Origin of the sequence: Roseovarius pelagicus (assembly GCF_025639885.1) — a bacterium.
In the GTDB taxonomy this organism is placed as follows: Bacteria; Pseudomonadota; Alphaproteobacteria; order Rhodobacterales; family Rhodobacteraceae; genus Roseovarius; species Roseovarius pelagicus.
Genome location: NZ_CP106738.1, coordinates 2796963 through 2818894 on the forward strand (window position 1 = coordinate 2796963; position 21932 = coordinate 2818894).

Genomic DNA, 21932 nt, shown 5'->3' on the forward strand with positions numbered 1-21932 from the left:
GCCATAGGCGGTGGTCACGGGGAGAGTAGCGCAACTAAATGCTGATTGTTTCTATCAGGTATTGATTTCCTAGATGAAATGTGGTGATTCCACGCTCAATCGCCCCAGCCGCGCACCTCGTGCATGCTAGGTATTTCTATCCATCAAACGCTGCGCGATGCCGATTCATGTCAAATCAGTCACCATATCCCAAGGTCTCGCGCATTTTTCTATCGTTTGCATCAGGCGGCAGCGCTGTGCCAAGCAAGGAATGATATCATGGTTGTGAAAACTATACTCAGCGTTGTTGCCATCATCAGTGCCGCGATGCATGCATCGGCGTCGGACGAAAGCATCCTCGGTGCAGCCGTCTCGCTGGAACTGAACGCGGCGAAGACGACCGATGATACCTGTACTCTGACCTTCATGGTGATCAACGGACATGCGGATCCGATCGAAAAACTCGTCTATGAGACGGTTCTCTTTGATAGTTCAGGGCAAGTGGACAGATTGGCGTTGTTTGATTTCGGCGCGCTGCCGCCTGCACGCCCCCGGGTTCGCCAGTTTTCGGTACCGGGTGTGCGCTGTGATGCACTTGGCATGGTCCTGATCAACGGGGCCAATACCTGCGAAAGTGCGACGTTGGATGCCACGGCCTGCGAGGCCGGGCTGACCGTATCTTCACGCACCGACATCGAGGTGCAGGGATGACCGTTCTTCTGGAACCCATGCGCCAGATTGCAGAGCTCGGCGGTCCCGTTGTAATGCTTTTGATTGCAGTTTCGATCGTGACGCTGGCGACGGTGATCTACAAGCTATGGCAATTTGCGGTGGCAGGCGTCGGACGCCATACCGCGCTGAAAGAGGCGGTTTCAGCATGGGACATGGGCGACGGAGCCGCAGCGAGTGCCGCGCTGTCCCGTTCCAGCAGCTATCTAGCGCCGGTCATCGAAATGGCATTTTCGGCGCAAACTCCGGATATGCCGCGCTTGGCCGCCGAGGCCGAAAGCAGGTTCGCACGCCTTGAAAGCGGGTTTCGCATGCTCGATTCCGTGGCGCAACTGGCCCCGCTTCTGGGCCTGTTCGGGACGGTTCTGGGTATGATTGAGGCATTCCAGTCAATGCAGGACGCGGGTGCTCAGGTAGATCCGTCCCTGTTGGCAGGCGGTATCTGGGTCGCACTTCTGACGACGGCGGTGGGCCTCGTGGTGGCGATGCCGACGGCGTTGATCCTCAGTTGGTTCGAGGGCCGGATGGACCGCGAGCGGGTGACGGCGGAACGTGCGTTGACGACGGTTATAGCGCCGCGCGGCTCGGCGGCGGCGCAACGCACGTCAGGCATGGCGGGCGAAGCCCCGGCGCGACGTGCTTAGGCGGCGCAAGGAGCGGCGCAAGCTGTCGATGACATCGTTAATCGACGTGATTTTTCTCTTGCTACTCTTTTTCATGCTCAGCTCGACATTCTCCAAATTCGCGGAGCTTGAACTGAGTGCCGCCAGCGGTGGTGCCGTGATCACATCGCAGACCAAGCCGCTGTTTCTGCAGCTTGGCCCGAATGCCATACGGCTGAACGGTACAGACACCGTGCTGGACCGTCTAACAGACCTGCTGCGCGACATGCCAGAATCCAACACCCCCCGGCCGTTGCTTATCGCGCTGCAGGGCGATGTGACGTCGCAGCGCCTGACCGATTTGTTAGTGGTCCTGCGCGGCGTGCCGAGGGTCGTTCCCACCGTACTGGGCAGCCAATGAGACCCGCCCGCCCACGTACCAAACGCGAGCCGACCATCGCATTGATCAACATCGTGTTTCTGATGCTTGTCTTCTTCATGGTCGCAGGTACGCTCGCGCAGCCACTCGACCCGGCGCTTGATCTGGTTCGCACCACTGATCTGGAGGGACGTGCGCCACCGGACGCGCTGGTGATTAGCGCCGATGGTGTACTCACGTATCACGGGACAGAGATCACATCGGCGGCCGCGTTCGTGCCGCGCCGCGAGGATGAGGCCGGCCCCGAAGTTCGGCTTGTCCCCGACCGTGATCTGCCAGCCCGCGATCTGATACGCATCGCACGCGAGCTGCGCGGGGCAGGAGCCGCGCGGGTCATCATCGTCACCGAACGAGGTCTGCAATGATTTCCGCATCGCGTTTCGTGAAAGTCTGTGCCCTGTCGGGCGCGATCGTGCTGCATGGCGCGCTGGGCTGGGCCCTGATGACCGGGACCGATATAGAGGTTGAGGGCAGTACAGGTGCGCAGGAGGCCCGGCTAGGCACCAGCTTTGCCGATATGGTTGCGGGCACAATTGAGGCAGATGACAGCCAAGACACGCTGACCGCAGACCCACCGGAATCCATTACAGAGGCGGAAAAGATCATTCCCGACGAAGCGACGAAGGCGGACCCGCCGAGCCTGAGTCACACACCTGTGCCCGATACCACGCCGGATGCGCCGAAAGTGGAGGTTAGACAACCAGATACGCCGGTTCAAACGCGTATGCCTGCGCCTGACGCGCTGCCAGATACGCCCGACGCCGCCTTGGCCGAGAATGTTACGCCAACTGTGCCGCTGGCCGCTGATGCAGTACCGACGATCGCTGCCCTCAGCCCGCCTCCTGAGGTGGCGAAGCCACTGAAACCAACTCCGGCACAGCCGTCCGAGATGACGCCGCCCGACCAAACAGAACCGGAATTAACCACGCCGCTTGCGCCTGATATGGCGCAGGATGTTATCAAAGCGCAGGACAATCCATCCTCTGCGGTTGCGCGATCGTTACGTCCGCAAAGACGCAGCGAGGCATTTGAAGAGAAACACAAGCAAGCACGCCCGCCAAAGTCCGCAAAGAAGCGGACAAAGAAACAACCTGCTGTGACCGCACGCGGGAATTCCAATCAGAACGCTACGGCCGGATCCGCGACCGGACAGGCCGCTGCCAAGGCAACGACATCTGGGAACGCGCAAGGGCACTCCAATGCCGCTGGCAATGCGGCGGCCAGCAATTATCCCGGTCTGGTGATGAAGAAGATTTCGCGCGTGTCGCGACCACGCGCCGCCAGCAAGGGCACCGCCGTCATCGCGTTCAGTATTGCGCCCAGCGGTGCGTTGGCCAGAGTATCGGTGGCGCGCAGTTCCGGCTCGGCGCAGCTTGATCAGGCTGCGGCGCAAATGATCCGGCGCGCGGCACCGTTTCCTGCGCCACCTGCTGGTGCGCGTCGCGATTTTTCAATCAGTATCAAGGGTCGCTGACGCTGCGGCGGGAGACAGGATCATACGGACAATCGCCAAAACCTTGGCTCCAATAATCCGACCCAGCGACACATCATCGAGGCCGCCCGCGAAGCAGCAGCCACCATCCACTGGACAGACGCGGTCGATACTGCACCGACCGGGGGGCTGCCGGGTACTTTCCATCTGATGCGTGTATTGGATCGTCGTGAGGTCTTTGTGTCTTTGCCGGTATGGAAAATCTCACGGTCAACGCGGCGGCTATCGAGGCGCAGGGTGATGACAGTATTCATCTGCGCATGATACGTACGCAGTTGCCGGATTTACCCTGCATCATCTCTGAGGTCAGGCTAGTGGGTCAGTTGTGCCATGTGCGGCAGGATGTAGGGCCATCCCGGCGGTGGCGGCGCGTTGACCCGCAGGTGACAACCATAGGCCTTTGACAGAATTTCATCGGTCAGAACTTCGCGCGGCACGCCCTCTGCCGCGATGCAGCCGTCCTGCATCAGCGCCATTCTGTCAGCATAGAGCGCCGTGAGGTTCAGGTCGTGCATGACCGTGACCACGCCACCGCCAGCATCGGCGTAGCGGCGGGCCAGTTCCATGATCACCAATTGATGTCCGATATCGAGGCTCGCAACAGGTTCGTCCAGCAACAGCCAGCTTGGCGTGCCATTCAGCACAGGCTCCCAAACCTGACACAGGACCCGCGCTAGTTGTGTACGCTGCTGCTCGCCGCCCGAAAGCTCATGATAGTACCGCGACGCGTAATCGGCGAGGCCGACGGCGGCCAACGCCTCTTCCGGGACGCTGGGACGCAGGGCATACGGACCGGCCTGAAGGCCGATGCGCAGCACCTCTATTACGGTGAACGGAAACGCCATGTTGGTCGCCTGCTGCAGCACGCCGCGGGTGCGTGCCAGATCACGGGCATTGCGCGCGATGACATTCAGCCCGTTGAGCGTGACGGTGCCACGCGCGCTTTCTTCACCCGACATGATCCGCAACAAGGTGGATTTGCCGGACCCGTTGGGACCGACAATTGCAGTCACCTGCCCGGGTCTGGCCGTGAAGTTTACGTCTCGCAGAATGGTTTTCCCGCCGATGGTAAACGTGATGTCGCGCGCGATCATCGTCATGCCATCAGGCTTCCGCGTTGGCGCAACAGGATCCACAGGAACACGGGCGCGCCGAGGATAGCGGTTATGATGCCGATGGGCAGTTCCGCTGGCGCAACGATCAATCGTGCGATCACGTCCGCCCACACCAGCAGGGCCGCACCCAACAGGGCGGAATTTATCAGCAACGGTCCATGGTCCGGTCCAGTGCTCAGACGCAGAAGGTGCGGCACGACGATCCCGATGAAGCCGATGGTGCCTGCGACCGCGACCGCACTGCCGGTCGCCGCCGCGACGCACAGGATCGCCCACCGTTTCATTTGCTGAACTGGTACGCCAAGGTGATGCGCCGCCGCCTCACCCAGCGCCAACGCATTCAGCGCGCGCCCCAACAGCACAGCCCCCCCGACGGCCAACACGATCATCGGGCCAGCGGTTGCGACCTTGACCCATGTGGCACCGCCCAACGATCCGAGGTTCCAGAACGTCAAATCACGCAGCTGCGCGTCGTCTGCAATGTAGATCAACACGCCCATACACGCCGCCGCCAACGCTGCAAGCGCGATACCACCCAAAAGCATTGTGATCACGGATGTGCGACCGCGGTGTGTCGCAACACGATAGAGGACGAAAACGCTGATCCAGCTTCCGAAGAAAGCAGCAAGCGGGATCAGCGCGTTGCCGACGATGTTTTGCACCGCGACGGGTAGCATCGCACCCAGCACAATGGCGCTGGTGGCGCCAAGTGCCGCACCGGCACTGACGCCCACGATGCCCGGATCAGCCAGCGGATTGCGAAACAGCCCCTGCAACACTGCACCTGAAATCGCCAGCGCCGCACCCACCAGTGCCCCCAGTACCATACGCGGCAGACGGATATCGCGCAGGATCACCTGATCGAGAGTGCTCAGCGGCTCACTGCGCAAAAGCTGACCAAATGCGCCCCAAAGCGACGTGCCAGCCGGGCCGATCGCAAGGCTGGCCACCATCGACGCGGCACAAACCAGCGAGAGGATTACATGCGCGCGCCGGGCTGTAGTGCGGCGGTCGCGTATATAGCCGGGTGCCGCGGCATCAATCGCCGCCATGTCAGCGCCTGCCGTAGAGTGCTGCGCTCAGGTCGGCCACGGCATCCGGTGTGCGCGGGCCGAACCCAAGCAGATAAAGCCCGTTCATCCGTACGATATGTTCGCTTGCGGCGGCCGGTGTCGGTCTGATCGCGGGCATGTTGAACAGCACGTCGTCGGCCACCGCATGATCGCCGCTCCGGTCCATCATCAGGATCACATCGGGTGCTGCGCTGGTGATCGCCTCATCGCTCAGCAGCTTGTACCCCTGCACGCCCGCAATCGCGTTCACTCCACCTGCCAGACGGATCATGGCATCAGCTTGCGTGCCGGTGCCGGAGGCCATGATGCGGCCACTTTGGGTGCTGAGGATGAACAGCACGCGTTTGGGAGCATCGGCTGCCATTTCGGTGGCTTCCATGGTCACACGGCGCATGTCTACCTCGACCTGATCTGCCAACGTCTTGGCAGCCTCTGCCACGTCGAGCGCGGCACCGATGGCGCGGATTTTGGTGCCGATGCCCGGACCGTCCATTGCGGGTTCCAGCATCTCAAACCGCACACCGGCGCTTTGCAGCACGTCGATCACTTCGGGCGGGCCCGCATCAGCCTCGCTAAGAATTAGCGTCGGGTTCAGAGACAGCACACCTTCGGCAGAGAGCGCCCGCATGTAACCGACATCAGCCAGCGTCTCGGCTTCGGGCGGGTAGGACGACGTGGTGTCGCGGGCGACCAACCGTCCCTCCTGTCCTAGCGCATAGACGATCTCGGTCACCGATCCACCGATCGAGACGACGTCACCGGACCCTGCGGCATGCAGGGGTTTCTGGAACGGAAGGAAACCGACGAACATCACCGTCGTCAGAGCGATCGTGGTGGCCGTCATCAAGGACATGCGTGATCCGCAGGATTTCGAACGCCGCCACATCACACGTTCTCCTCAACTGCGGCATCCGGCAAAGCACCGACCAGCGCGCGCCATTCGGGGCGGCTGTCGCGGCCTTCCTTACCGACGCCGAATATCTGAAAGATCAACCCGCCATCGGCATCGAACGCCTCGAGCGACATGGCCGGGCCGCGTTGCGTCGGCTTGTCGACCGCCCAAACCTCAGCCACGTGATCCAACCGCAGATGCAAGTTAAAGCGCGGGTCCATCACGTTTTGCCACGGCCCCATCGGATGAAGTTTGACCACCGGGCCAGTATGGATCTGGATGCAGCCGCGATTGCCGACAAAGATCATGACTTCCGTGCCATCCCTCGCGAGCTGCTCCAGCGCGGTGTTGACCGCTTGCGGGGCCAGCGGGCGCACAAGCGGCGCGCCAGCGATCCGGTAAGCGCCCAACCGGTTCATTTTGAGCTTGGACGTGAGGCGCATGAACTGGTGCGTGTCGGTCATCCGCATCCATTCCTTGCGCAGAATATCGACCTTACCCATGTCCGACTTTGCAGGTTCCGTCGGTTTGCGAGGTGCTGTCGCCAACGCTTGGCTCTGATCATCGACGGGCAAATCGGCTAACAACGCGTCCCACGCGCCGGGCTGCGATGTGCTCCGCAGGAAAATCTTGTGAACTGCGTCGCCTGCCGCATCGAACACCTGCAGCGACCGACGCGGGCCGTCATCGGTGGGTTTTTCCACCATAAAGGCGTGTTTCCACTGGCTGGGAAAAATGCGCAGATCAATCTCTTCGGTCAGGACCATCGCGGCGTGATTGCCCGGATGGTAGTCCTCATAGGTGCCGACCTTTTCGCTGACGCAGCTTTCGTTGCGGGTCAGGGCCATCACTTCGCCCAAGGTCATAGCGGCGCCCATTATCCGGTCGGGATGGGCATCGATTCGCGTGGCGGTGATACCACAGGAGGCGGCGACCAATTGCGCCTCGCTGATGCCCAGCTTCGTCGCCAGATCGCGGTCGCGCAGTTTGGGGTGTTCGGCCTGTGCGGCGCGGATGTCTTCGGGGCTCAGCTCTACGGGGCTCGGATTTATGGGATCAGCCAATTTCATACTCTTGCATTAGGGTCAGAGAGGGATGGCTGCGCGGCGTACATTGAAACGCTTGCGTGGCTAATCTGCGTGTCTTCGATATCACAGATTATTCTTGACTAATTTAGTATGATTCATTTATCCGGCACAAGACCCGATTTTCAGGGAAGTCAAAAATATACCGCGCCAGCCTTTGCAAGCCACGGTTTAGCCAAACCCGTTATGCAAAAGGATACCGTCATGAGACACCAAACGCGCGCGAGCCTTCGAGGCACCACTGCCCTGTGCCTGATCTTGACCACCGCCGCGCCCGCAGTCGCGCAGGATGCCATTCCGCAGGATGGCGGATTTCTGGGCACGATTCTACTGGGCGAAAGCAAACGTGAGGTGCGCACCGACACGGCCGTGCCCGTGACCGAAATCGACCAGACAGAGATCGACGACAGGCAGGCAGGCACGGTGGCAGAGTTGATCGATTCCGTACCCGGCGTGACTTTGGTCAATGGCGCGACGCCACAAGGGTCCGGCATCACGATCCGCGGCTACGGCACGACCGGATCATTCGGCACGGACCAGAAAATCCTGATCCAAGTCGATGGAGCGACACGCGGCAGTGAAGAGCTTTATCGCATTGGCAACCAGTTGTTCACCGATCCCGCGCTTTACAAGGAAGTTGAAGTGCTGCGTGGCACCATTGGGTCGTTCGAATATGGCTCCGGTGCGGTCGGCGGTGTTGTCCGGCTTGAAACCAAGGACGCCTCGGACTTCACGGGTGGCACGCCGGGTTTCGCCTACCGCCAGACGCTGGAATTTGCGTCCAACGGCAACGGTCTGACATCATCCAGTATTCTCGCATGGCAACCCACAGAAAAATTGGAGTTCCTTGCAAACTACACGCGCCGGATCACTGATCCGCAAGAGGATGGGAACGGGTCGCTGATCAATCCCGCAGGCGGGCAGACGAATGATCCATCCTGGTTGATCAAGGGCAAATACACCTTTGGCGACGGTGACAACCAGTCTCTGAGTTTCACCCATACTGAAACCGAATCGAGTCAAGATGACGTGCCATATGACAGCTTCGGTCTCGCGAACTTTGGGAACGTGGATCGTTCAGTGCGAAGTGCGACGTCGATTTTGCGCTACAACTTTAATCCCGTCGGCAACGATCTGGTGGATATGACGCTGCAATATTCCTACGCAGACGAAGAGATCAACCAGACCGCGATCATCCCCGGCAATCCGTTGCTGGACGCAGATCACCGATATGAAACGACGACCGTTACGCTAAAGAACACGTCGCTTTTCGCGACTGGCGTTATCAACCATGACCTGACGACGGGCGTTGAGTACATCAAGCGCAAGCGCAAGGACGCGAACTCGGCACCGGGCGGCGAAGACAACCGGTGGGCCATCTTCGCGATCAACGAAATGTCGTTCGGTGGCGGTTGGACCCTGACGCCTGCACTGCGCTACGAGACGTCCAAGATCAAAGGCGACACTGCGCCCAACAATGGCAGTTTTTCGCATGACGCAATGATGGGCGGCATTTCGCTGCGCTACGGCTGGGACAATGGATTTTCGGTGTTCGGCTCTGCGGCCTACACCGAAGTGATGCCGATCATCGACGATCTGGACAATGCGGCGCGCATACAGGACAGCGAAAAATCCCGCACGTTCGAGTTGGGCTTTGCCTATGAGCGCGAGGATGCCATCAGAGCAGGCGACAGCCTGTCGTTCAAGTTGAACGTCTATGACACGGAACTCTGGGACGTGACGTCCTATGTGACCAACACCGCGGTCTTTGGACCGCCCAATTTCGTCCCGTTGGACAAGGTCAACACGCAAGGTGTCGAGATCGAGGCCGCTTACGCCATGGCGTCGGGGTTCTACATGGACCTCAACGCGAATTTTGCCGATGGCAAAGAGACGACGGGTGTGGGCGTCCGGCAGGACTGGCGCAATCAGGCGGCGAACAGTCTGCGTCTGACTGTGGGGCAGAAATTTGCCAACGCCTACGATGTCAGCTGGGAAATGGTCGCGAACGACGCGGTGACAACCAACGGCGTACGATATTCCAGTTTCGTCGCACATAACCTGCGCGCGACCGTCGCGCCCGACAGTGGTGTGTGGAAAGGGACGGAAATCCGGTTCGGGATCGAGAACGTGTTCGACAAGCAATACACCCAAAACCTATCGACACGCCCGGCGGCGGGCCGGAATTTCAAGCTGACGTTCGCCAAGCAGTTCTGAGGTCGGGCCTAACCAGCGTGAGGGTTGCCGGTTGCCAGGGCTGATAGTCCGACTATGCCCACTGCTGCGAGTACGAAGGTGGAGGAAAGCACCTTCGTGCAACTGATGTTGCGGAAGGAGATATCTAGCCAGTTCTTGACGCGGATTAGGCTAATCTCCATCCACTCGCGGTACATTGGCTTTCGGGTGCTAAGTGATCGGTGCCTAGCGGTATTTGCGCGCTGGAATTCAGGGTTTGATGTCCTTGTCTTCAAAGGCTTTGCGGTACCAGAATGCGGTTTATCAACTTCGTTATGTACTTAAGCCGGAGCACCGCGATCCAGCAGAGGGCCGCGAGCTCAGCTTCAGACCCGCCGCTGCCGCGATCGGGAAACCCTGCTGAACCGTCATTCTAGCGACGGACCTCGCACACGCGAGGGCGCTTTCGTCGCCTGCTTTCGAAGGGCAATCTCAGCCGAAGGCGGTGATGCAGCCCTGAAGCGCGAACTTTAGTGGGTCAGGATCTGGCTCAGGAACTGCTGAGTGCGGTCAACACGCGGGTTGTCAAAGAAGGCGTCGGGAGTGTTCTCTTCGACAATTTCGCCCTCATCCATAAAGATCACCCTGTCGGCGACGGATCGGGCAAAGGACATTTCGTGGGTGACGCACAGCATTGTCATACCGGTGCCGGCCAATTCGATCATCACATCAAGCACCTCTTTGATCATCTCGGGATCCAGAGCCGAGGTGGGTTCGTCGAACAGCATGATCGAGGGGCTCATACAGAGCGATCTGGCGATGGCCACCCTTTGTTGTTGACCGCCCGATAACTGACCGGGGTATTTATCCTTTTGCTCGGAAATACCGACCCGATCCAGATACCGCAGGGCGATTTCCTCTGCTTCGGCGCGTGGCATGTTGCGTGCCCAGACCGGAGCAAAGCACAGATTGTCGAGAATGGTCATATGCGGAAACAGGTTGAACTGCTGAAAGACCATGCCGACCTCGCGGCGAATCTGAGTGATGTTCTTGCTACTTTCATTCAGCAAGGTGCCGTTGACGTTGATGATCCCTTCCTGATGTTGCTCCAGATGGTTGATGCAGCGGATCAGTGTCGATTTCCCCGACCCGGACGGGCCGCAGATAACAATACGCTCCCCTTTGGTGACGCTGAGGTTGATGTCCTTGAGAACATGGAAATCACCGAACCATTTATTGACACCGTTCATCTCGATGACGATTTCTTCGGATGCGATCTGGCTTTCGATTTTGACGGTCATGAACGTCTCCGCAGGTTCGGTGTTAGTGTTTTTGCCCGGCTGGGCCGCGTCGTTCCAGTTCTCGCCCGTAGAGGCTGAGGCTATAGCAAATGGACCAGTAGACGAACGCGGCAAAGACATAGGCCTCTGCCTGAAATCCCAGCCAACTGGTATCAAGTGCCGCGTTCTTGATCATGCCGAGAAAATCCAGCAGCCCGACGATGATCACCAGAGAGGTGTCCTTGAACAAGGCAATGCAGCGCCCGATCAGAGGCGGTAACACGTGCCGCAACGCTTGGGGAACGACAACAAATGCAATTGTCCGTACCCGGCTAACCCCAAGCGCCAGAGCGGCCTCGGTCTGACCTGATGGAATGGCCTGCAGGCCACCACGCACGACCTCGGCCATATAGGCGGCAGAGAACAGGATCATCGCGATCTGGATGCGCAGCAGGTTGTTGATGATCAGGTCAGGAGGCAAGAACAGCGGCATCATCACCGAGGCCATGAACAAGATCGTGATCAGGGGCACGCCGCGTAACAATTCGATGAAAGCCACACAAAGGGATTTCACCACAGGCGGCCCATAATACCGACCGAGGGCCAGAAGCACCCCCAGCGGGATCGAAACAATGACGCCAACCAATGCCAGCATGATGCTGAGCATCAATCCGCCCCAAAGGGACTGGTCCACTTCGCGCATGCCGAACGCCCCGCCGATCATAACCAAGGCAAAGACCGGCAGGATTGCCCAGGCTAGGATCAGAACAATCCCGCGCACCCGGTTTGTATATGTCAGCGCCGCAAGCACGATCAGCGCAATCGCGGTAACTCCGGGGCGCCAACCCAATTCTTGTGGGTAAACGCCGAGCATGAGCACCTTGAACTTGTCCACGATGAACGGCCAACAAGCTCCGCCAGACTGGCGGCAGGTGTCGGCGTCGCCCACAAACGTGGCCCGAATGAACAACCAGTCAATCAGTCGTGGCACGGTGGCCACCAAGATCGCCAGCAGGACCAAGGTGACAACTGTATCTTTCCAACCGCCGAACAGGTTCGAGCGCAGCCATGCGACGGGTCCAACGCGACTGGATGGGGCTGGTCGTGCGGGAGATGGTTGAAAAATGATGTTTTTGTCCTGCATCTGACTACCTCTCCACGTGCAAAACGCGGGCGTTCAGATAATTCATGCCAAGCGAAATGATTAGATTGATCGTCAGATAAACGGCCATCCACATTCCGATAATCTCGACCGCCTGACCGTTTTGCCCGATGATCGTCCCGCCGATCGAAACCATGTCGGGATAGCCGATTGCCACCGCCAAAGAACTGTTTTTAACCAGACTTGCGTAGTCATTCGTTGTGGCGGGAATGGTGACCCGCAGCGCCTGCGGCAACAGCACCTTGCGCGTGACGACCGCGTTCGAGACCCCCAAGGCATTCGCCGCTTCGATCTGGCCCGCCTGAACCGACTGGATGCCGCTGCGGACATTTTCGCCGATATAGGCGGCGGTATATAGAACCAACCCGATCAACAGCGACGCGAACTCTGGCTTCATCGCCAGACCGCCTTTGAAATTGAAGCCCGCATAGACCGGCAGTTCACTGCTGATGGGGCGCCCGGTTGCAATATAGGCGATGCCGGTCAGGGCCACGACTATTCCCAGCCCGCCCCAAAAACCCGGCATCGGTTTGCCAGTGCGCATCTTGTACGACGCAGCCCATCGCCAGAACCCGAGGCCCAGTACAAAAGCAACCAGCATGGCGGTCAGGAAAACTGGGAATCCAGCCTCGGCCAAGGGGCGAGGTAAGTAAAAACCGCGTTTGGAGAGGTAGACACCCTCCATCAATTCGATCGCTTCGCGCGGATGCGGCAGCGCGGCGAGTACGACAGAGTAGATGAAAAATAGCGTGAGAAGCAGCGGCAGATTGCGCAGCGTCTCTACATAGATCGCGGCGACCTTTGCCAAGAGCCAATTGTGAGAAACGCGGGCGATGCCGACGAACACACCCAGAATGGTCGCAAAGATCACGGCCAGAAACGAGACGAAAAGCGTATTCAGTATACCCACCAGAAAGGCGTATCCGTAGCTGCGTGTGGGACTGTAGTTGATCAGGCTGTCACCGATTGGCAGGCCTGCTTCGTGGTCCAAAAACGCAAACCCGCTTTCGATACCTCGGATCGCAAGGTTTTCCTGCGTGTTGGTGAACAGCACGTAAACGATGCCGAGGACAATGGTGAGGACAACGGCCTGAGAAAGCGCAGACCCGATGTTCTGCACCGAAAAGCCAGGTTTCGCTGTTCTTTTGGTGAAGGACATAGGCGCTTCCACTAAGACGTAATTTTGATGCGGCTGGCTGTTTCGCCAACCGCTGTTTCAGGCACTCTGCCGGGTAGGGTCAGCGGATCGGCATCGCGTATAGGATGCCGCCGTCCTTCCACTGCGCATTCAGGCCGCGCTCCAGCCCAAGGGTCGCTGTCAGATTGCGGTCATAGATTTCGCCATAGTTGCCGACCGCACTGATCGCATCGGCCATCCATGTGCTTTCCAGTCCGATGAAACCGCCGGTGTCGCCGGAGGAGCCCAGCATTCGCTGAACGCTTGGGTCACTGGAATTTGCGGCCATGTCAGCAACATTGGCTTGGGTCACGCCGAGCTCTTCTGCCGAAATGATGCCAAACACCACCCATGTGACGATGTCTTTCCATTGGTTGTCCCCATGGGCGACCAGCGGCGACAGCGGCTCTTTCGAGATCACTTCGGGAAGGATTTTATGCGCAGACGGATCGGAGAATCCGGTGCGGAAAGCTGCCAGCTGGCTCATGTCGGTGGTCAGCGCGTCACAGCGACCCGAAGCGTAGGCATCCACTGCCTCGCGCTTGCCTTCAAACACGACAGGCTCCAGCGACAGACCATTTGCGCGACCGAAATCGGCAAGGTTCAGTTCGGTTGTGGTGCCGGTTGTCACGCAAACCGTCGCGCCGTCCATTTCCTTGGCACTGCTGATCCCGGCATCGGCGCTGACCATGAAACCTTGCCCGTCATAGTAAACAACGGCGGTGAAATCGACGCCCTCTGCCGAGTCGCGCTTCATTGTCCATGTGGTCGTCCGCGATGTCATATCCACCTGACCACTGGAAACGGCGAGGACCTTTTGCTTGGATGCCAGAGGTACGTAACGGACCGCGTTTGCATCACCAAGTACCGCAGCCGCAACAGCGCGGCAGAAATCGGCGTCAAGGCCAACCCATACACCGTCGGAATTCGGGTTCGAAAACCCGGGAACACCTTCGCTGACGCCACATGCAAGTTCACCGGCTTCGCGGACCTTGTCCAGCGTACCCGCGGACACGGCACCTGCGGCGGTGATGGCGGCGGCGATTGCTCCAAATTTCATGAGTTTGTTCATATCGTTCTCCCTTTCGGTCTTTTTCAGCCAGCCGACCAAAGACACATTCCCCAGACGTATAGCATGCATGGCAATGCCCACTATTTCCGTGCGCCACCGCATTGTCAAAGAAGATACGCAGGTTACAGGCACAAAGGCATCCGCCAATTACAAGAAATCCTTAGAAAATCTTGCATGGTAGAGGTTTCCGGTCGTCTCTTGGGCTTTGAGTTTGGAAATGCACGTTGAAGATGTCCATGTGACATGCAGCTTCGGCTTTGGCGTCAGATTGTCATTATTAGCTGAAATACGGTCCGCTTGAAACGCGGGCTTTTGTGCTATTGGCAGCTTTGTTGCTTTGGACAAATTTTCGAACCAAGAGGGAACGGGAAAGACGCACGAAAATGATAGCTCATCTAGTTGTAATCGGGAATGACAGCCGGGGTGGTACCGGCAAAGCCAATTTCGTCTTGGCTCTTCGGGCGTGTCCTTTGGTGCGGGTGATGTCGCAGGACGAAATCGAAAGGGACGCCTGGAGGATCCAATGCGACGACCCGCAGAACACCCTGAACCGAAGCCTGATCCAGCAGTTGGCCAATGCTTCTGGTGTCGACGTCTATGTATCTGACGCCATGCCCGTGAGGCGAAAGCTACTGGTGGCGGATATGGAGGCGACGATTATCCTGAACGAGATGATTGACGTATTGGCAGCAGAACGGGGGATCGGTGCAGAAATAGCAGAAATCACAGCGCAAACCATGGCGGGTGAGTTGGATTTCGAGCAATCGCTTGTCGAGCGCACTAAGAGGTTTGCAGGTACCCCGGAGGGATTACTCAAAGAGCTATGTCAACAAATTCGATTTGCGCCGGGCGCACGGGCCTTGATCCAGACGATGCGGGCATCCGGCGCACTTACGGTGCTGGCTACCGGTGGCTATGATGTTTTTGCGGATGTGGTTGCCGCGCACTGCGGATTTGACAAGGTTTTCGCCAATCATCCAGTCATACACGATGGTATTATGACCGGGGAATTGCGCCGTCCGATTGGCACCGCCCATACCAAGCGCGAGATTCTGCTGAAGTGTTGTGCAGAGACGGGCATAGCGCCGAAAATGGCCTGTTGTGTCGGTGACGGTGCGAATGATCTGCTGATGTTGCAGGCCTGTGGCCTGCCCTTCAGCTATCGAGGAAAGCCCGTGGTGCGCGGTTTCGTTGATCTGGACATCAGGCACGGGGATCTGACGGCTGTGCTATATGCGCAAGGTTTCCGCGGATCAGAAATACTGGATGGATAAAATTGCAGCAGCGGTATTGCTATTTTCCTAGCGGAAAAGCTCTGCCGTCATAGACGGTCAGCCAGCCCTCGATAGTGCAGGCTTTCTACCTCCTGCGCCATATCCTCGGCAAGATCGGCAAAACCCGTGGGGGCCATCCCCTGATGCAGCGCCAGCCGCAGTGCTGCGACATTGGCCTGAAACCGGCGGGCAAGACGGTCAGGGTCGGCGTCATCTGCCAATTCACCCGCATCACGGGCGGCGGTGAAAACGGCCGCAAACTCCTTGTGCATCGCCTGCATGTATTCTTGTGAAGCGGCGGCTATGGCGGGGTCGGTCGCGCGCGTATCCACGAGCGTTTTCGTCAACATGCAGGCACGACGGGCCATGTCGTCGGGCCGCATCCGCGCGTAAGAGCGGAAATGATCGGCCAAGCCCGACAAGGGCGATTCTGCCCGCGCCATGTGGGCGCGGAACCCGGCGCGGGATTTCGCGAAATAACGCTCCAGCGCCAAAAGATAGAGGGTTTCCTTGCTGGTGAAGGCTGCATAGATGCTGCCGGGTTTCATGCCGAGCGTCGCCTCAAGGTCCTTGAGCGAGGTCGCATGAAATCCCTTGTCCCAGAAAAGCGCCATTGCCGCATCTAGGGCGGCCTCTCGGTCATAGGGCGCGGCGCGGGACATGGTCAGAGGGTTTCCTTGGTCAGCTGGTTCAGAATATTGGTGTAGCCTTCGACGCCTTGGGCACCGGTGACAAGGTGCTGGCGGTCAAAAATCATCGCAGGCACGCCCTGAATGCCCTGTTTGATCCAAAAACTCTCTACCTTTCGCACGTCGTCTGCAAAACGTTGATCTTCCAGCACGGTCAGCGCCTCGGACCGATCCAGCCCGATTTCTTTGGCAACATCGGCCAGAACGGTAACGTCTGACAGATCGCGGCCATCGGTAAAATGCGCGCTGAACAGGGCCATTTTCAGGTCATGTTTGCGCCCCTGAGCATCGGCCCAGTGCAGCAGTTGATGGGCGTTGAACGTGTTGTGCATGCGGAAATCGTCGGTCCAGCGAAAATCGAACCCTAGTTCGGTGCCAAGTGCGGTCATGCGATCGCGACTGTCTTCGGATTGCGCGCGGGTAGAGCCGTATTTTTCTGCGATATGTTCAAACCCGTTCTGCCCCTCGGGCGGCATCTGGGGGTTCAACTCGAACGGGTGCCAGTGGAGGTCGTGCGGGGTGCCTGTTGCCGCCAGCGCAATGGCCAGTTGTCGGTAGCCGATAATGCACCAAGGGCACATTACATCGGATACAATGTCGATACGAAGAGGGTCGGTCATGTGATGTGTCCTTTCATGCGCGGCGAGGGTGCGGCGGTCCGGGGTCGGCCTCCGGACCGCCGGGCGACTTAGGCTGCCTTGTCGGCTTTTTGCCACGCGAACTTCTGGAATACCTGATCTACCGGCGTCCCGGCAAAGTGGTTGGTGAAATTCGACATTACCTTTTGCGCGACGCCCAAGATTACTTCGAGGATATTACGCTCTTCAAAACCGGCATCAAGGAAGGTCTGCACCTGAGCATCCGTCAAATTGGCGCTGGTGCGGACGACTTGCAGCGTAAACGTGCGCAGGCCTTCCAGCTTGGCGGTTGGCAGCGGGGTCTCGTTGCGCAGGGCCTCGGTGATGGCGTCATCGACCTTCATCATCTTGGCGATGCCGGTATGGGCTGGCACACAATAGTGGCAGGAATTTTCAACGTTCACCGTCTGCCAGACCACAGTTTTTTCTTCGTCGGTCAGCGATGTCGCCATGAATTGCTGATGCGCGAAGCTGTAGGCGGCCAGCAGGCCGGGGGCCTCGGCCATGGTGCCGTGCAGGCCGGGGATGCGGCCGTTTGCCTTGAACGAGGCTTCGAGCGCGGGTTTGGCAGCTTCGGGGGCGGATTCGATGGTGTGGATGGGGAAGTGTGTCATGGGTCGCTCCTATTTGGGCGTGAGTGATTGAAATGCAGCGGTGCGGCGTGCCTGCTGCGGTTCGACAAGGCTTAGGTAAGGTGATTTGAGTGATTGCTCAATGATTGATTTGAGCAATCACTCAATCGTGAGCAGCGTACGATCTGCTGGGTTCTCAGTAAAGAATCCGGTCGCCATTCAGACTATGACCAATATGGCGAGGTTATGATCCTGAGGATCCGCAGGACGACCTGTCACAATCGGCCAGCACGTCCCTAGGCTGGCCGTTTCACGTTTTGATCAACGTTTTTGGTGTGGCACGGTCGAACGCATGGCGCGAGAGCCACAGAAAAAATCGATGACGCTTCGCGCATGCGGATGGAAGACTGCGGCTCAGGCCGTCGTCAAACGTTGCGTGCTACCGATATTTTTCGAGCGCACCGTCATAAACCGGGGCATGATAGGCCGGCATTTCCACCCGGCGAGGCACATATTCACCAGAGTCGGTAACCTTTCGGACATGTGCCGCGATCTCTTCCATGGGCGCGAACCAGACATCACCCGGCTCCAGCGCCTGTTTCAGAAAGTTGGCGACCACTTCCCACCGGGCCAACCTGCCGGTTGCGAATGGATGAACGACAGCCACCCAGAGCCCACCATATTTCTTGATCGTGTTGAACTCTTGAATATACGGCTCAAACCCGACGCTGGGGGGCATGATATTGCCGAAATATCCCAAGTCGTCCGACTGGACGAACTGGGGCCAGTCATCAAGTCCCCAATGGGTTGGTAACTCGACCAAGCTGCCTTTTGCGGTCTCCAGCATATAGGGCTGGTCGTCACCCATGAGGGAGGCATCATAGGAAAAGCCACGTTCGGCGATCAGATCACACGACACGTCGGACATGTTGTATAACGGCGCACGCCAACCGCGCGGTGCCTTGCCGGTTGCGCGCTTGATAATGTCTATCCCGACGTCCAGCCAATGCGCCTCTTCGGCGGGTTCCAGTTCATTCGGGTGTTCGTGAATGTAGCCGTGATGGCCGATCTCATGGCCGCCGTTCAGGATGGTCTCGATGGCACGAGGATAGCGTTCAACGCACCACGCCGGGATATAGAAGGTTTGTCTGATCCCGAGGCGGCGATAGGTTTCGACAATGCGCGGGATGGCAATTTCGGGACCGTATTGCAGCATAGATGTGGTTGCCGCCTTGCGGTGGCTTTCCTTGGGGTGGCTGATATGGATCAGACTGTCGGCATCCATGTCAAAGGTCACGCAGGCCGCGCATTTTGCGCCGTTGGGCCAAGGTACTGGATTGTCGATCATGGCATAATGCTCCCGCCGTTAACACCGATCCCCTGTCCGGTGATGTATGCTGCGTTGGGCCCGGCAAGGAACAGGGCCATCTGTGCGATTTCTTCGGGTTGCCCGAAACGGGCCAATGGTATTTCCAGCTCCTTTGCGCGCCATTCGGGGGTCATGTTTTCGGCGGCGAGCATCGCGGTATCAATCGGCCCGGGGCAGAGCGCATTCACCAGAATATTAGGTGCGAATTCCTTTGCCCAGCACCGAACCAGACCGAGAACGCCGTGTTTGGACGCCACATATGGCGCGAATTCTTCGCGTCCGTAATAGGATAGGTCCGAGGCGATCATGATCAGGCGACCCGATTTGGGGTGCATGGCACGAATGGATTCGCGTCCGATCAGGAACGAGCCGCGCAGGTTAACTGCCATCACCTGATCAAATTCGGCTGTTGTCGTGTCCAATAGGCCGCGCTCATGGATGATTCCGGCGCAGTTGACGACGGTATCAAGGGTCGTGAACCCCTCTGAGATCCGTGTGAACAAGCCCGAAACGGAGATTTCATCCGAGACATCGCAAATGGCGCTTTCGGCAGAGCCGCCTGCCGCGCGTATGGTTTCGACCGTTTCGACAGGGTCGTTCAGGTCAGCACACAGAACATGCGCACCGGCCTGTGCAAAGATCTTGGCGCAGGCCGCGCCGATGCCCCGGTTTGCCCCGGTTACCAGCACGTTCATGCCATCATATCCTTGTGTCATGCCATGACCTCGCCCCGGTCCAGATGATACGCCTGTCCGGTGATGTCGCGCGCGCCATCCGAAGCCAGATAGAGATAGACTGCTGCCATATCGTCCGGCTCCAGCAGGCCGCCCAAAACCTGCCCGCCGATGATCTCTTGCAGCAGCTCTTCTTCGGGACGCCCTGTGCTTTGCGACATTTTCGTCAGTGTCAGAAGCGCCGCCTCGGTTTTGACCCACCCCGGACAGACGGCATTGACGTTGATGCCCAATGGAGCCAATTCATGTGCCATCGAGCGCATGAAACCGATGTTGGCATGTTTTGATGCGCAATAGGCAGAGTATTCGGGAACGGCTGTGCGCCCCCAGATCGAGGACGTCAGAATGATGCGTCCGCCTTTGCCCATCTTGCGGACCGCGTAGCGGGTCATCAGAAACGTTCCCATCACGTTGATGTCGATGATCCGGCGGAAGGTTTCTTCGACGTCATCATTGTGGTCGGTAATCGGGGTCGTACGCTCTAACCCGGCGTTGTTTATCAGTATGTCGAGGCTGGGAAGCTGATCTGCCGCATGTTTGACCTCGGTCACATCGGTGATGTCGCACAGGATACCGTGGACGTTTTGCCCGGTCTCTGCGGACAGCTTCTCGGCAGCGTCAAAGACGGTTTCATCATCCGCAAGAATGTGCAGATCAGCGCCGGCGCGCGCGAATCCCTTTGCGATTCCATAGCCGATGCCACGACTCGCACCGGTCACGAGGACGGTTTTCCCCGAAAAGTCATAAGTTATCTTGCCCATGCTTTACTCTGCCTTTGAGGTGGTTGAGCCGTTGTGAGAGATCCGGCCAATCACGTTCATAAGAACCTGCGCGGCGAGAATGGCTGTGGTGCCTGTGTGATCGTAATCCGGTGCAACCTCGACCAGATCCAGACCGACAATGTTCCCGCGTTTGGTCAACCCATCCAGAAACTCGAGAATTTCATAATACAGGAACCCACCATGCGATGGCGTGCCTGTCCCCGCTGCGATCGACGGGTCAAACCCGTCAATATCAATGGTCACATAGTACCGCGCGCCCTCTGGGATACGCTCCAGAACCTGCTCGACCCCCAGTTTTCGGAACTGGCGCACCGAAAGGATATCCGACCCCATTGCGCGCGCATCGTCATAACCTTCTTTGGCGGTGGACGAGACATTGCGAATGCCTATCTGCGACAGGCCGGTAACGTAGGGTTTGTCGGCTGCGCGCCGCATCGGGTTCCCGTGGCCGAAGCGCACGCCATGCCGTTCATCGACGAAATCCAGATGGGCATCAATCTGTACGATATGTATCGGCTCTTGTCCCTCGAACGCGTTGATGCAGGGGATGTTGATTGAATGATCACCGCCCAGTGTAATTGGAATCGCGCCCGCGGCCAGAATTTTGCGAACCCCGTATTCGATGTTCGCGTGGCTGGTCATGGTGTCGGTGTGTACGATGTCCGCATCACCGATATCGACGATTTTCACCTCTCCTGCGGGCAGGTAGGTCACATCGTCCTCGTGATCGTATGCCCCTCCGTGGCCGAACGAAAACAGGGTCGAGGCTTCTCGGATCGAGCGCGGACCAAACCGCGCGCCGGGTCGCCATTGCGTCCCGAAATCATAGGGGGCACCGAGGATCGCAAAATCAGCGTCAATCGCGTCCCAATCGGAAACGTACGGGTTTTTGCCGAAAGTCGAGATCCCCACAAAAGGAAGATCAAGCCTGCCTTGTTCATACTGGTTCTTGGTCATTTCACTTCTTTCAAATTTGGTTTGAACTTGTCAGCGAAGATCACGGCAACATCCCGATGAAATTGCAGGTTGGCCTCTTCTTCGGATTGGTTTTCGTCCGAGATAAACAGGAAAAATCGGATGTTTTGCATTTGGAACAGTGTGTTGGCCAACATGTCTGCCTCAAGATTACGTGCCAGCGTGCCGCGACCCTGATAGGTTTGCACGATGCGTGCCATGAGCTCGATCAACGCCTGATCGAGGCTGCGATAGGTTGTGCCGAACTGTTTGCCACCTTCAAGGATGCTGGCGGCAAGTACCTCTCGCCACGTGCTTTTTGTCAGATAGGTCATCGCATGTTTGCGCATGATCCGACCAAACTCTGCAACAGCGCGCTGTATGTCCTCGGGTAGGTTATCTGCCAGATCTTCCAGCTGGGAAATCAGGCGCACGTCGCTTTCCTTGACCAGCGCCAACAGCAGGTTCGCTTTGGACTCGTAGTAGTTATAGACGGTCACGGCGGACACCTCGGCCTCGGCCGCGATGCTCTCAATGGTGACGCTGCCGTAACCTTCGTTCTGAAATCTCGTTCTCGCCACTTCCAGGATACGGTTTGAGCGATCTTTTTTCTGACGTGTTCGTAAGCTCACAGCCACTTCCTGTCTC

General features: G+C 58.3%; 23 protein-coding genes. 7 read left to right on the forward strand and 16 right to left on the reverse strand.

What is annotated here, in order from left to right; all coding sequences use genetic code 11:
- The first annotated feature begins 258 nt into the window (after nt 1-258).
- The 5 genes from N7U68_RS14930 to N7U68_RS14950 are packed head-to-tail and all read left to right on the forward strand — an operon-like array spanning nt 259 to nt 3223.
- The gene (locus tag N7U68_RS14930) at nt 259-690 is read left to right on the forward strand and encodes a hypothetical protein (protein WP_263047327.1); all 432 of its coding nucleotides are present in this window, start codon (nt 259-261) and stop codon (nt 688-690) included.
- The gene (locus tag N7U68_RS14935) at nt 687-1352 is read left to right on the forward strand and encodes a MotA/TolQ/ExbB proton channel family protein (RefSeq protein WP_263047328.1); all 666 of its coding nucleotides are present in this window, start codon (nt 687-689) and stop codon (nt 1350-1352) included. Before N7U68_RS14930 ends, N7U68_RS14935 begins: the two co-directional genes overlap by 4 nt.
- Complete coding sequence (locus N7U68_RS14940; protein WP_263047329.1) at nt 1345-1731, forward strand: biopolymer transporter ExbD; 387 nt, start codon at nt 1345-1347, stop codon at nt 1729-1731. The genes N7U68_RS14935 and N7U68_RS14940 overlap by 8 nt, the downstream gene beginning before the upstream one ends.
- Nucleotides 1728-2114 (forward strand): ExbD/TolR family protein, encoded by a 387-nt coding sequence (locus N7U68_RS14945; protein WP_263047330.1) that lies wholly within the window; start codon nt 1728-1730, stop codon nt 2112-2114. Before N7U68_RS14940 ends, N7U68_RS14945 begins: the two co-directional genes overlap by 4 nt.
- Nucleotides 2111-3223, forward strand: a complete 1113-nt coding sequence (locus N7U68_RS14950; RefSeq protein WP_263047331.1) for an energy transducer TonB — start codon at nt 2111-2113, stop codon at nt 3221-3223. Before N7U68_RS14945 ends, N7U68_RS14950 begins: the two co-directional genes overlap by 4 nt.
- Before the next feature lie 329 nt (nt 3224-3552).
- On the opposite strand, the gene N7U68_RS14955 is transcribed toward N7U68_RS14950, so the two are convergent.
- From N7U68_RS14955 to N7U68_RS14970, 4 genes are read right to left on the reverse strand one after another with little or no spacing between them, the layout of a single operon-like run.
- Nucleotides 3553-4341 (reverse strand): heme ABC transporter ATP-binding protein, encoded by a 789-nt coding sequence (locus N7U68_RS14955; RefSeq protein ID WP_165194308.1) that lies wholly within the window; start codon nt 4339-4341, stop codon nt 3553-3555.
- Nucleotides 4338-5408: a FecCD family ABC transporter permease gene (locus N7U68_RS14960; RefSeq protein ID WP_165194306.1), complete on the reverse strand. Its 1071-nt coding sequence runs from the start codon at nt 5406-5408 to the stop codon at nt 4338-4340. Before N7U68_RS14960 ends, N7U68_RS14955 begins: the two co-directional genes overlap by 4 nt.
- 1 nt (nt 5409) lies before the next feature.
- On the reverse strand, nt 5410-6315 hold the full coding sequence (locus N7U68_RS14965; protein ID WP_241188063.1) for a heme/hemin ABC transporter substrate-binding protein: 906 nt from the start codon (nt 6313-6315) through the stop codon (nt 5410-5412).
- A complete protein-coding gene (locus N7U68_RS14970) occupies nt 6315-7385 on the reverse strand; it encodes a hemin-degrading factor (RefSeq protein WP_263047332.1) in 1071 nt (356 codons plus the stop codon). The genes N7U68_RS14965 and N7U68_RS14970 overlap by 1 nt, the downstream gene beginning before the upstream one ends.
- Nucleotides 7386-7610: 225 nt before the next feature.
- Between N7U68_RS14970 and N7U68_RS14975 the strand changes: the two genes are divergently transcribed.
- On the forward strand, nt 7611-9623 hold the full coding sequence (locus tag N7U68_RS14975; RefSeq protein WP_165194302.1) for a TonB-dependent receptor domain-containing protein: 2013 nt from the start codon (nt 7611-7613) through the stop codon (nt 9621-9623).
- Nucleotides 9624-10111: 488 nt separating this feature from the next.
- On the opposite strand, the gene N7U68_RS14980 is transcribed toward N7U68_RS14975, so the two are convergent.
- The 4 genes from N7U68_RS14980 to N7U68_RS14995 form a co-directional block, all read right to left on the reverse strand.
- A complete protein-coding gene (locus tag N7U68_RS14980) occupies nt 10112-10882 on the reverse strand; it encodes an amino acid ABC transporter ATP-binding protein (protein ID WP_263047333.1) in 771 nt (256 codons plus the stop codon).
- A 22-nt stretch (nt 10883-10904) separates the two neighbouring features.
- The gene (locus N7U68_RS14985) at nt 10905-12005 is read right to left on the reverse strand and encodes an amino acid ABC transporter permease (RefSeq protein ID WP_165194298.1); all 1101 of its coding nucleotides are present in this window, start codon (nt 12003-12005) and stop codon (nt 10905-10907) included.
- Between the two features lie 4 nt (nt 12006-12009).
- Nucleotides 12010-13182 (reverse strand): amino acid ABC transporter permease, encoded by a 1173-nt coding sequence (locus tag N7U68_RS14990; protein ID WP_263047334.1) that lies wholly within the window; start codon nt 13180-13182, stop codon nt 12010-12012.
- A gap of 79 nt (nt 13183-13261) precedes the next feature.
- A complete protein-coding gene (locus tag N7U68_RS14995; protein WP_263047335.1) occupies nt 13262-14272 on the reverse strand; it encodes an amino acid ABC transporter substrate-binding protein in 1011 nt (336 codons plus the stop codon).
- A 383-nt stretch (nt 14273-14655) separates the two neighbouring features.
- Between N7U68_RS14995 and serB the strand changes: the two genes are divergently transcribed.
- A complete protein-coding gene (gene serB, locus N7U68_RS15000) occupies nt 14656-15546 on the forward strand; it encodes a phosphoserine phosphatase SerB (protein ID WP_263047336.1) in 891 nt (296 codons plus the stop codon).
- A gap of 47 nt (nt 15547-15593) precedes the next feature.
- On the opposite strand, the gene N7U68_RS15005 is transcribed toward serB, so the two are convergent.
- The 8 genes from N7U68_RS15005 to N7U68_RS15040 all read right to left on the reverse strand — a co-directional run bounded on the left by N7U68_RS15005 (nt 15594) and on the right by N7U68_RS15040 (nt 21916).
- Nucleotides 15594-16208 (reverse strand): TetR/AcrR family transcriptional regulator, encoded by a 615-nt coding sequence (locus N7U68_RS15005; RefSeq protein ID WP_263047337.1) that lies wholly within the window; start codon nt 16206-16208, stop codon nt 15594-15596.
- Between the two features lie 2 nt (nt 16209-16210).
- A complete protein-coding gene (locus N7U68_RS15010; RefSeq protein ID WP_263047338.1) occupies nt 16211-16855 on the reverse strand; it encodes a DsbA family oxidoreductase in 645 nt (214 codons plus the stop codon).
- Between the two features lie 68 nt (nt 16856-16923).
- A complete protein-coding gene (locus N7U68_RS15015; RefSeq protein WP_263047339.1) occupies nt 16924-17487 on the reverse strand; it encodes a carboxymuconolactone decarboxylase family protein in 564 nt (187 codons plus the stop codon).
- Between the two features lie 397 nt (nt 17488-17884).
- A complete protein-coding gene (locus tag N7U68_RS15020; RefSeq protein WP_165194286.1) occupies nt 17885-18793 on the reverse strand; it encodes a polysaccharide deacetylase family protein in 909 nt (302 codons plus the stop codon).
- Nucleotides 18790-19530, reverse strand: a complete 741-nt coding sequence (locus tag N7U68_RS15025) for an SDR family NAD(P)-dependent oxidoreductase (RefSeq protein ID WP_263047340.1) — start codon at nt 19528-19530, stop codon at nt 18790-18792. The genes N7U68_RS15020 and N7U68_RS15025 overlap by 4 nt, the downstream gene beginning before the upstream one ends.
- On the reverse strand, nt 19527-20309 hold the full coding sequence (locus tag N7U68_RS15030; protein ID WP_263047341.1) for an SDR family NAD(P)-dependent oxidoreductase: 783 nt from the start codon (nt 20307-20309) through the stop codon (nt 19527-19529). Before N7U68_RS15030 ends, N7U68_RS15025 begins: the two co-directional genes overlap by 4 nt.
- 3 nt (nt 20310-20312) lie before the next feature.
- On the reverse strand, nt 20313-21287 hold the full coding sequence (speB, locus tag N7U68_RS15035) for an agmatinase (RefSeq protein WP_263047342.1): 975 nt from the start codon (nt 21285-21287) through the stop codon (nt 20313-20315).
- On the reverse strand, nt 21284-21916 hold the full coding sequence (locus N7U68_RS15040) for a TetR/AcrR family transcriptional regulator (RefSeq protein WP_263047343.1): 633 nt from the start codon (nt 21914-21916) through the stop codon (nt 21284-21286). The genes speB and N7U68_RS15040 overlap by 4 nt, the downstream gene beginning before the upstream one ends.
- Nucleotides 21917-21932 lie beyond the last annotated feature (16 nt).

Excerpts from the sequence above, each read along its gene's own strand:
- N7U68_RS14930 (WP_263047327.1), top strand. The coding sequence starts at position 259 with ATGGTTGTGAAAACTATACTCAGCGTTGTTGCCATCATCAGTGCCGCG.
- N7U68_RS14935 (WP_263047328.1), top strand. The coding sequence starts at position 687 with ATGACCGTTCTTCTGGAACCCATGCGCCAGATTGCAGAGCTCGGCGGT.
- N7U68_RS14945 (WP_263047330.1), top strand. The coding sequence starts at position 1,728 with ATGAGACCCGCCCGCCCACGTACCAAACGCGAGCCGACCATCGCATTG.
- N7U68_RS14950 (WP_263047331.1), top strand. The coding sequence starts at position 2,111 with ATGATTTCCGCATCGCGTTTCGTGAAAGTCTGTGCCCTGTCGGGCGCG.
- N7U68_RS14955 (WP_165194308.1), bottom strand. The coding sequence starts at position 4,341 with ATGACGATGATCGCGCGCGACATCACGTTTACCATCGGCGGGAAAACC.
- N7U68_RS14960 (WP_165194306.1), bottom strand. The coding sequence starts at position 5,408 with ATGGCGGCGATTGATGCCGCGGCACCCGGCTATATACGCGACCGCCGC.
- N7U68_RS14965 (WP_241188063.1), bottom strand. The coding sequence starts at position 6,315 with ATGTGGCGGCGTTCGAAATCCTGCGGATCACGCATGTCCTTGATGACG.
- N7U68_RS14975 (WP_165194302.1), top strand. The coding sequence starts at position 7,611 with ATGAGACACCAAACGCGCGCGAGCCTTCGAGGCACCACTGCCCTGTGC.
- N7U68_RS14980 (WP_263047333.1), bottom strand. The coding sequence starts at position 10,882 with ATGACCGTCAAAATCGAAAGCCAGATCGCATCCGAAGAAATCGTCATC.
- N7U68_RS14985 (WP_165194298.1), bottom strand. The coding sequence starts at position 12,005 with ATGCAGGACAAAAACATCATTTTTCAACCATCTCCCGCACGACCAGCC.
- N7U68_RS14990 (WP_263047334.1), bottom strand. The coding sequence starts at position 13,182 with ATGTCCTTCACCAAAAGAACAGCGAAACCTGGCTTTTCGGTGCAGAAC.
- N7U68_RS14995 (WP_263047335.1), bottom strand. The coding sequence starts at position 14,272 with ATGAACAAACTCATGAAATTTGGAGCAATCGCCGCCGCCATCACCGCC.
- serB (WP_263047336.1), top strand. The coding sequence starts at position 14,656 with ATGATAGCTCATCTAGTTGTAATCGGGAATGACAGCCGGGGTGGTACC.
- N7U68_RS15005 (WP_263047337.1), bottom strand. The coding sequence starts at position 16,208 with ATGTCCCGCGCCGCGCCCTATGACCGAGAGGCCGCCCTAGATGCGGCA.
- N7U68_RS15010 (WP_263047338.1), bottom strand. The coding sequence starts at position 16,855 with ATGACCGACCCTCTTCGTATCGACATTGTATCCGATGTAATGTGCCCT.
- N7U68_RS15015 (WP_263047339.1), bottom strand. The coding sequence starts at position 17,487 with ATGACACACTTCCCCATCCACACCATCGAATCCGCCCCCGAAGCTGCC.
- N7U68_RS15020 (WP_165194286.1), bottom strand. The coding sequence starts at position 18,793 with ATGATCGACAATCCAGTACCTTGGCCCAACGGCGCAAAATGCGCGGCC.
- N7U68_RS15025 (WP_263047340.1), bottom strand. The coding sequence starts at position 19,530 with ATGACACAAGGATATGATGGCATGAACGTGCTGGTAACCGGGGCAAAC.
- N7U68_RS15030 (WP_263047341.1), bottom strand. The coding sequence starts at position 20,309 with ATGGGCAAGATAACTTATGACTTTTCGGGGAAAACCGTCCTCGTGACC.
- speB (WP_263047342.1), bottom strand. The coding sequence starts at position 21,287 with ATGACCAAGAACCAGTATGAACAAGGCAGGCTTGATCTTCCTTTTGTG.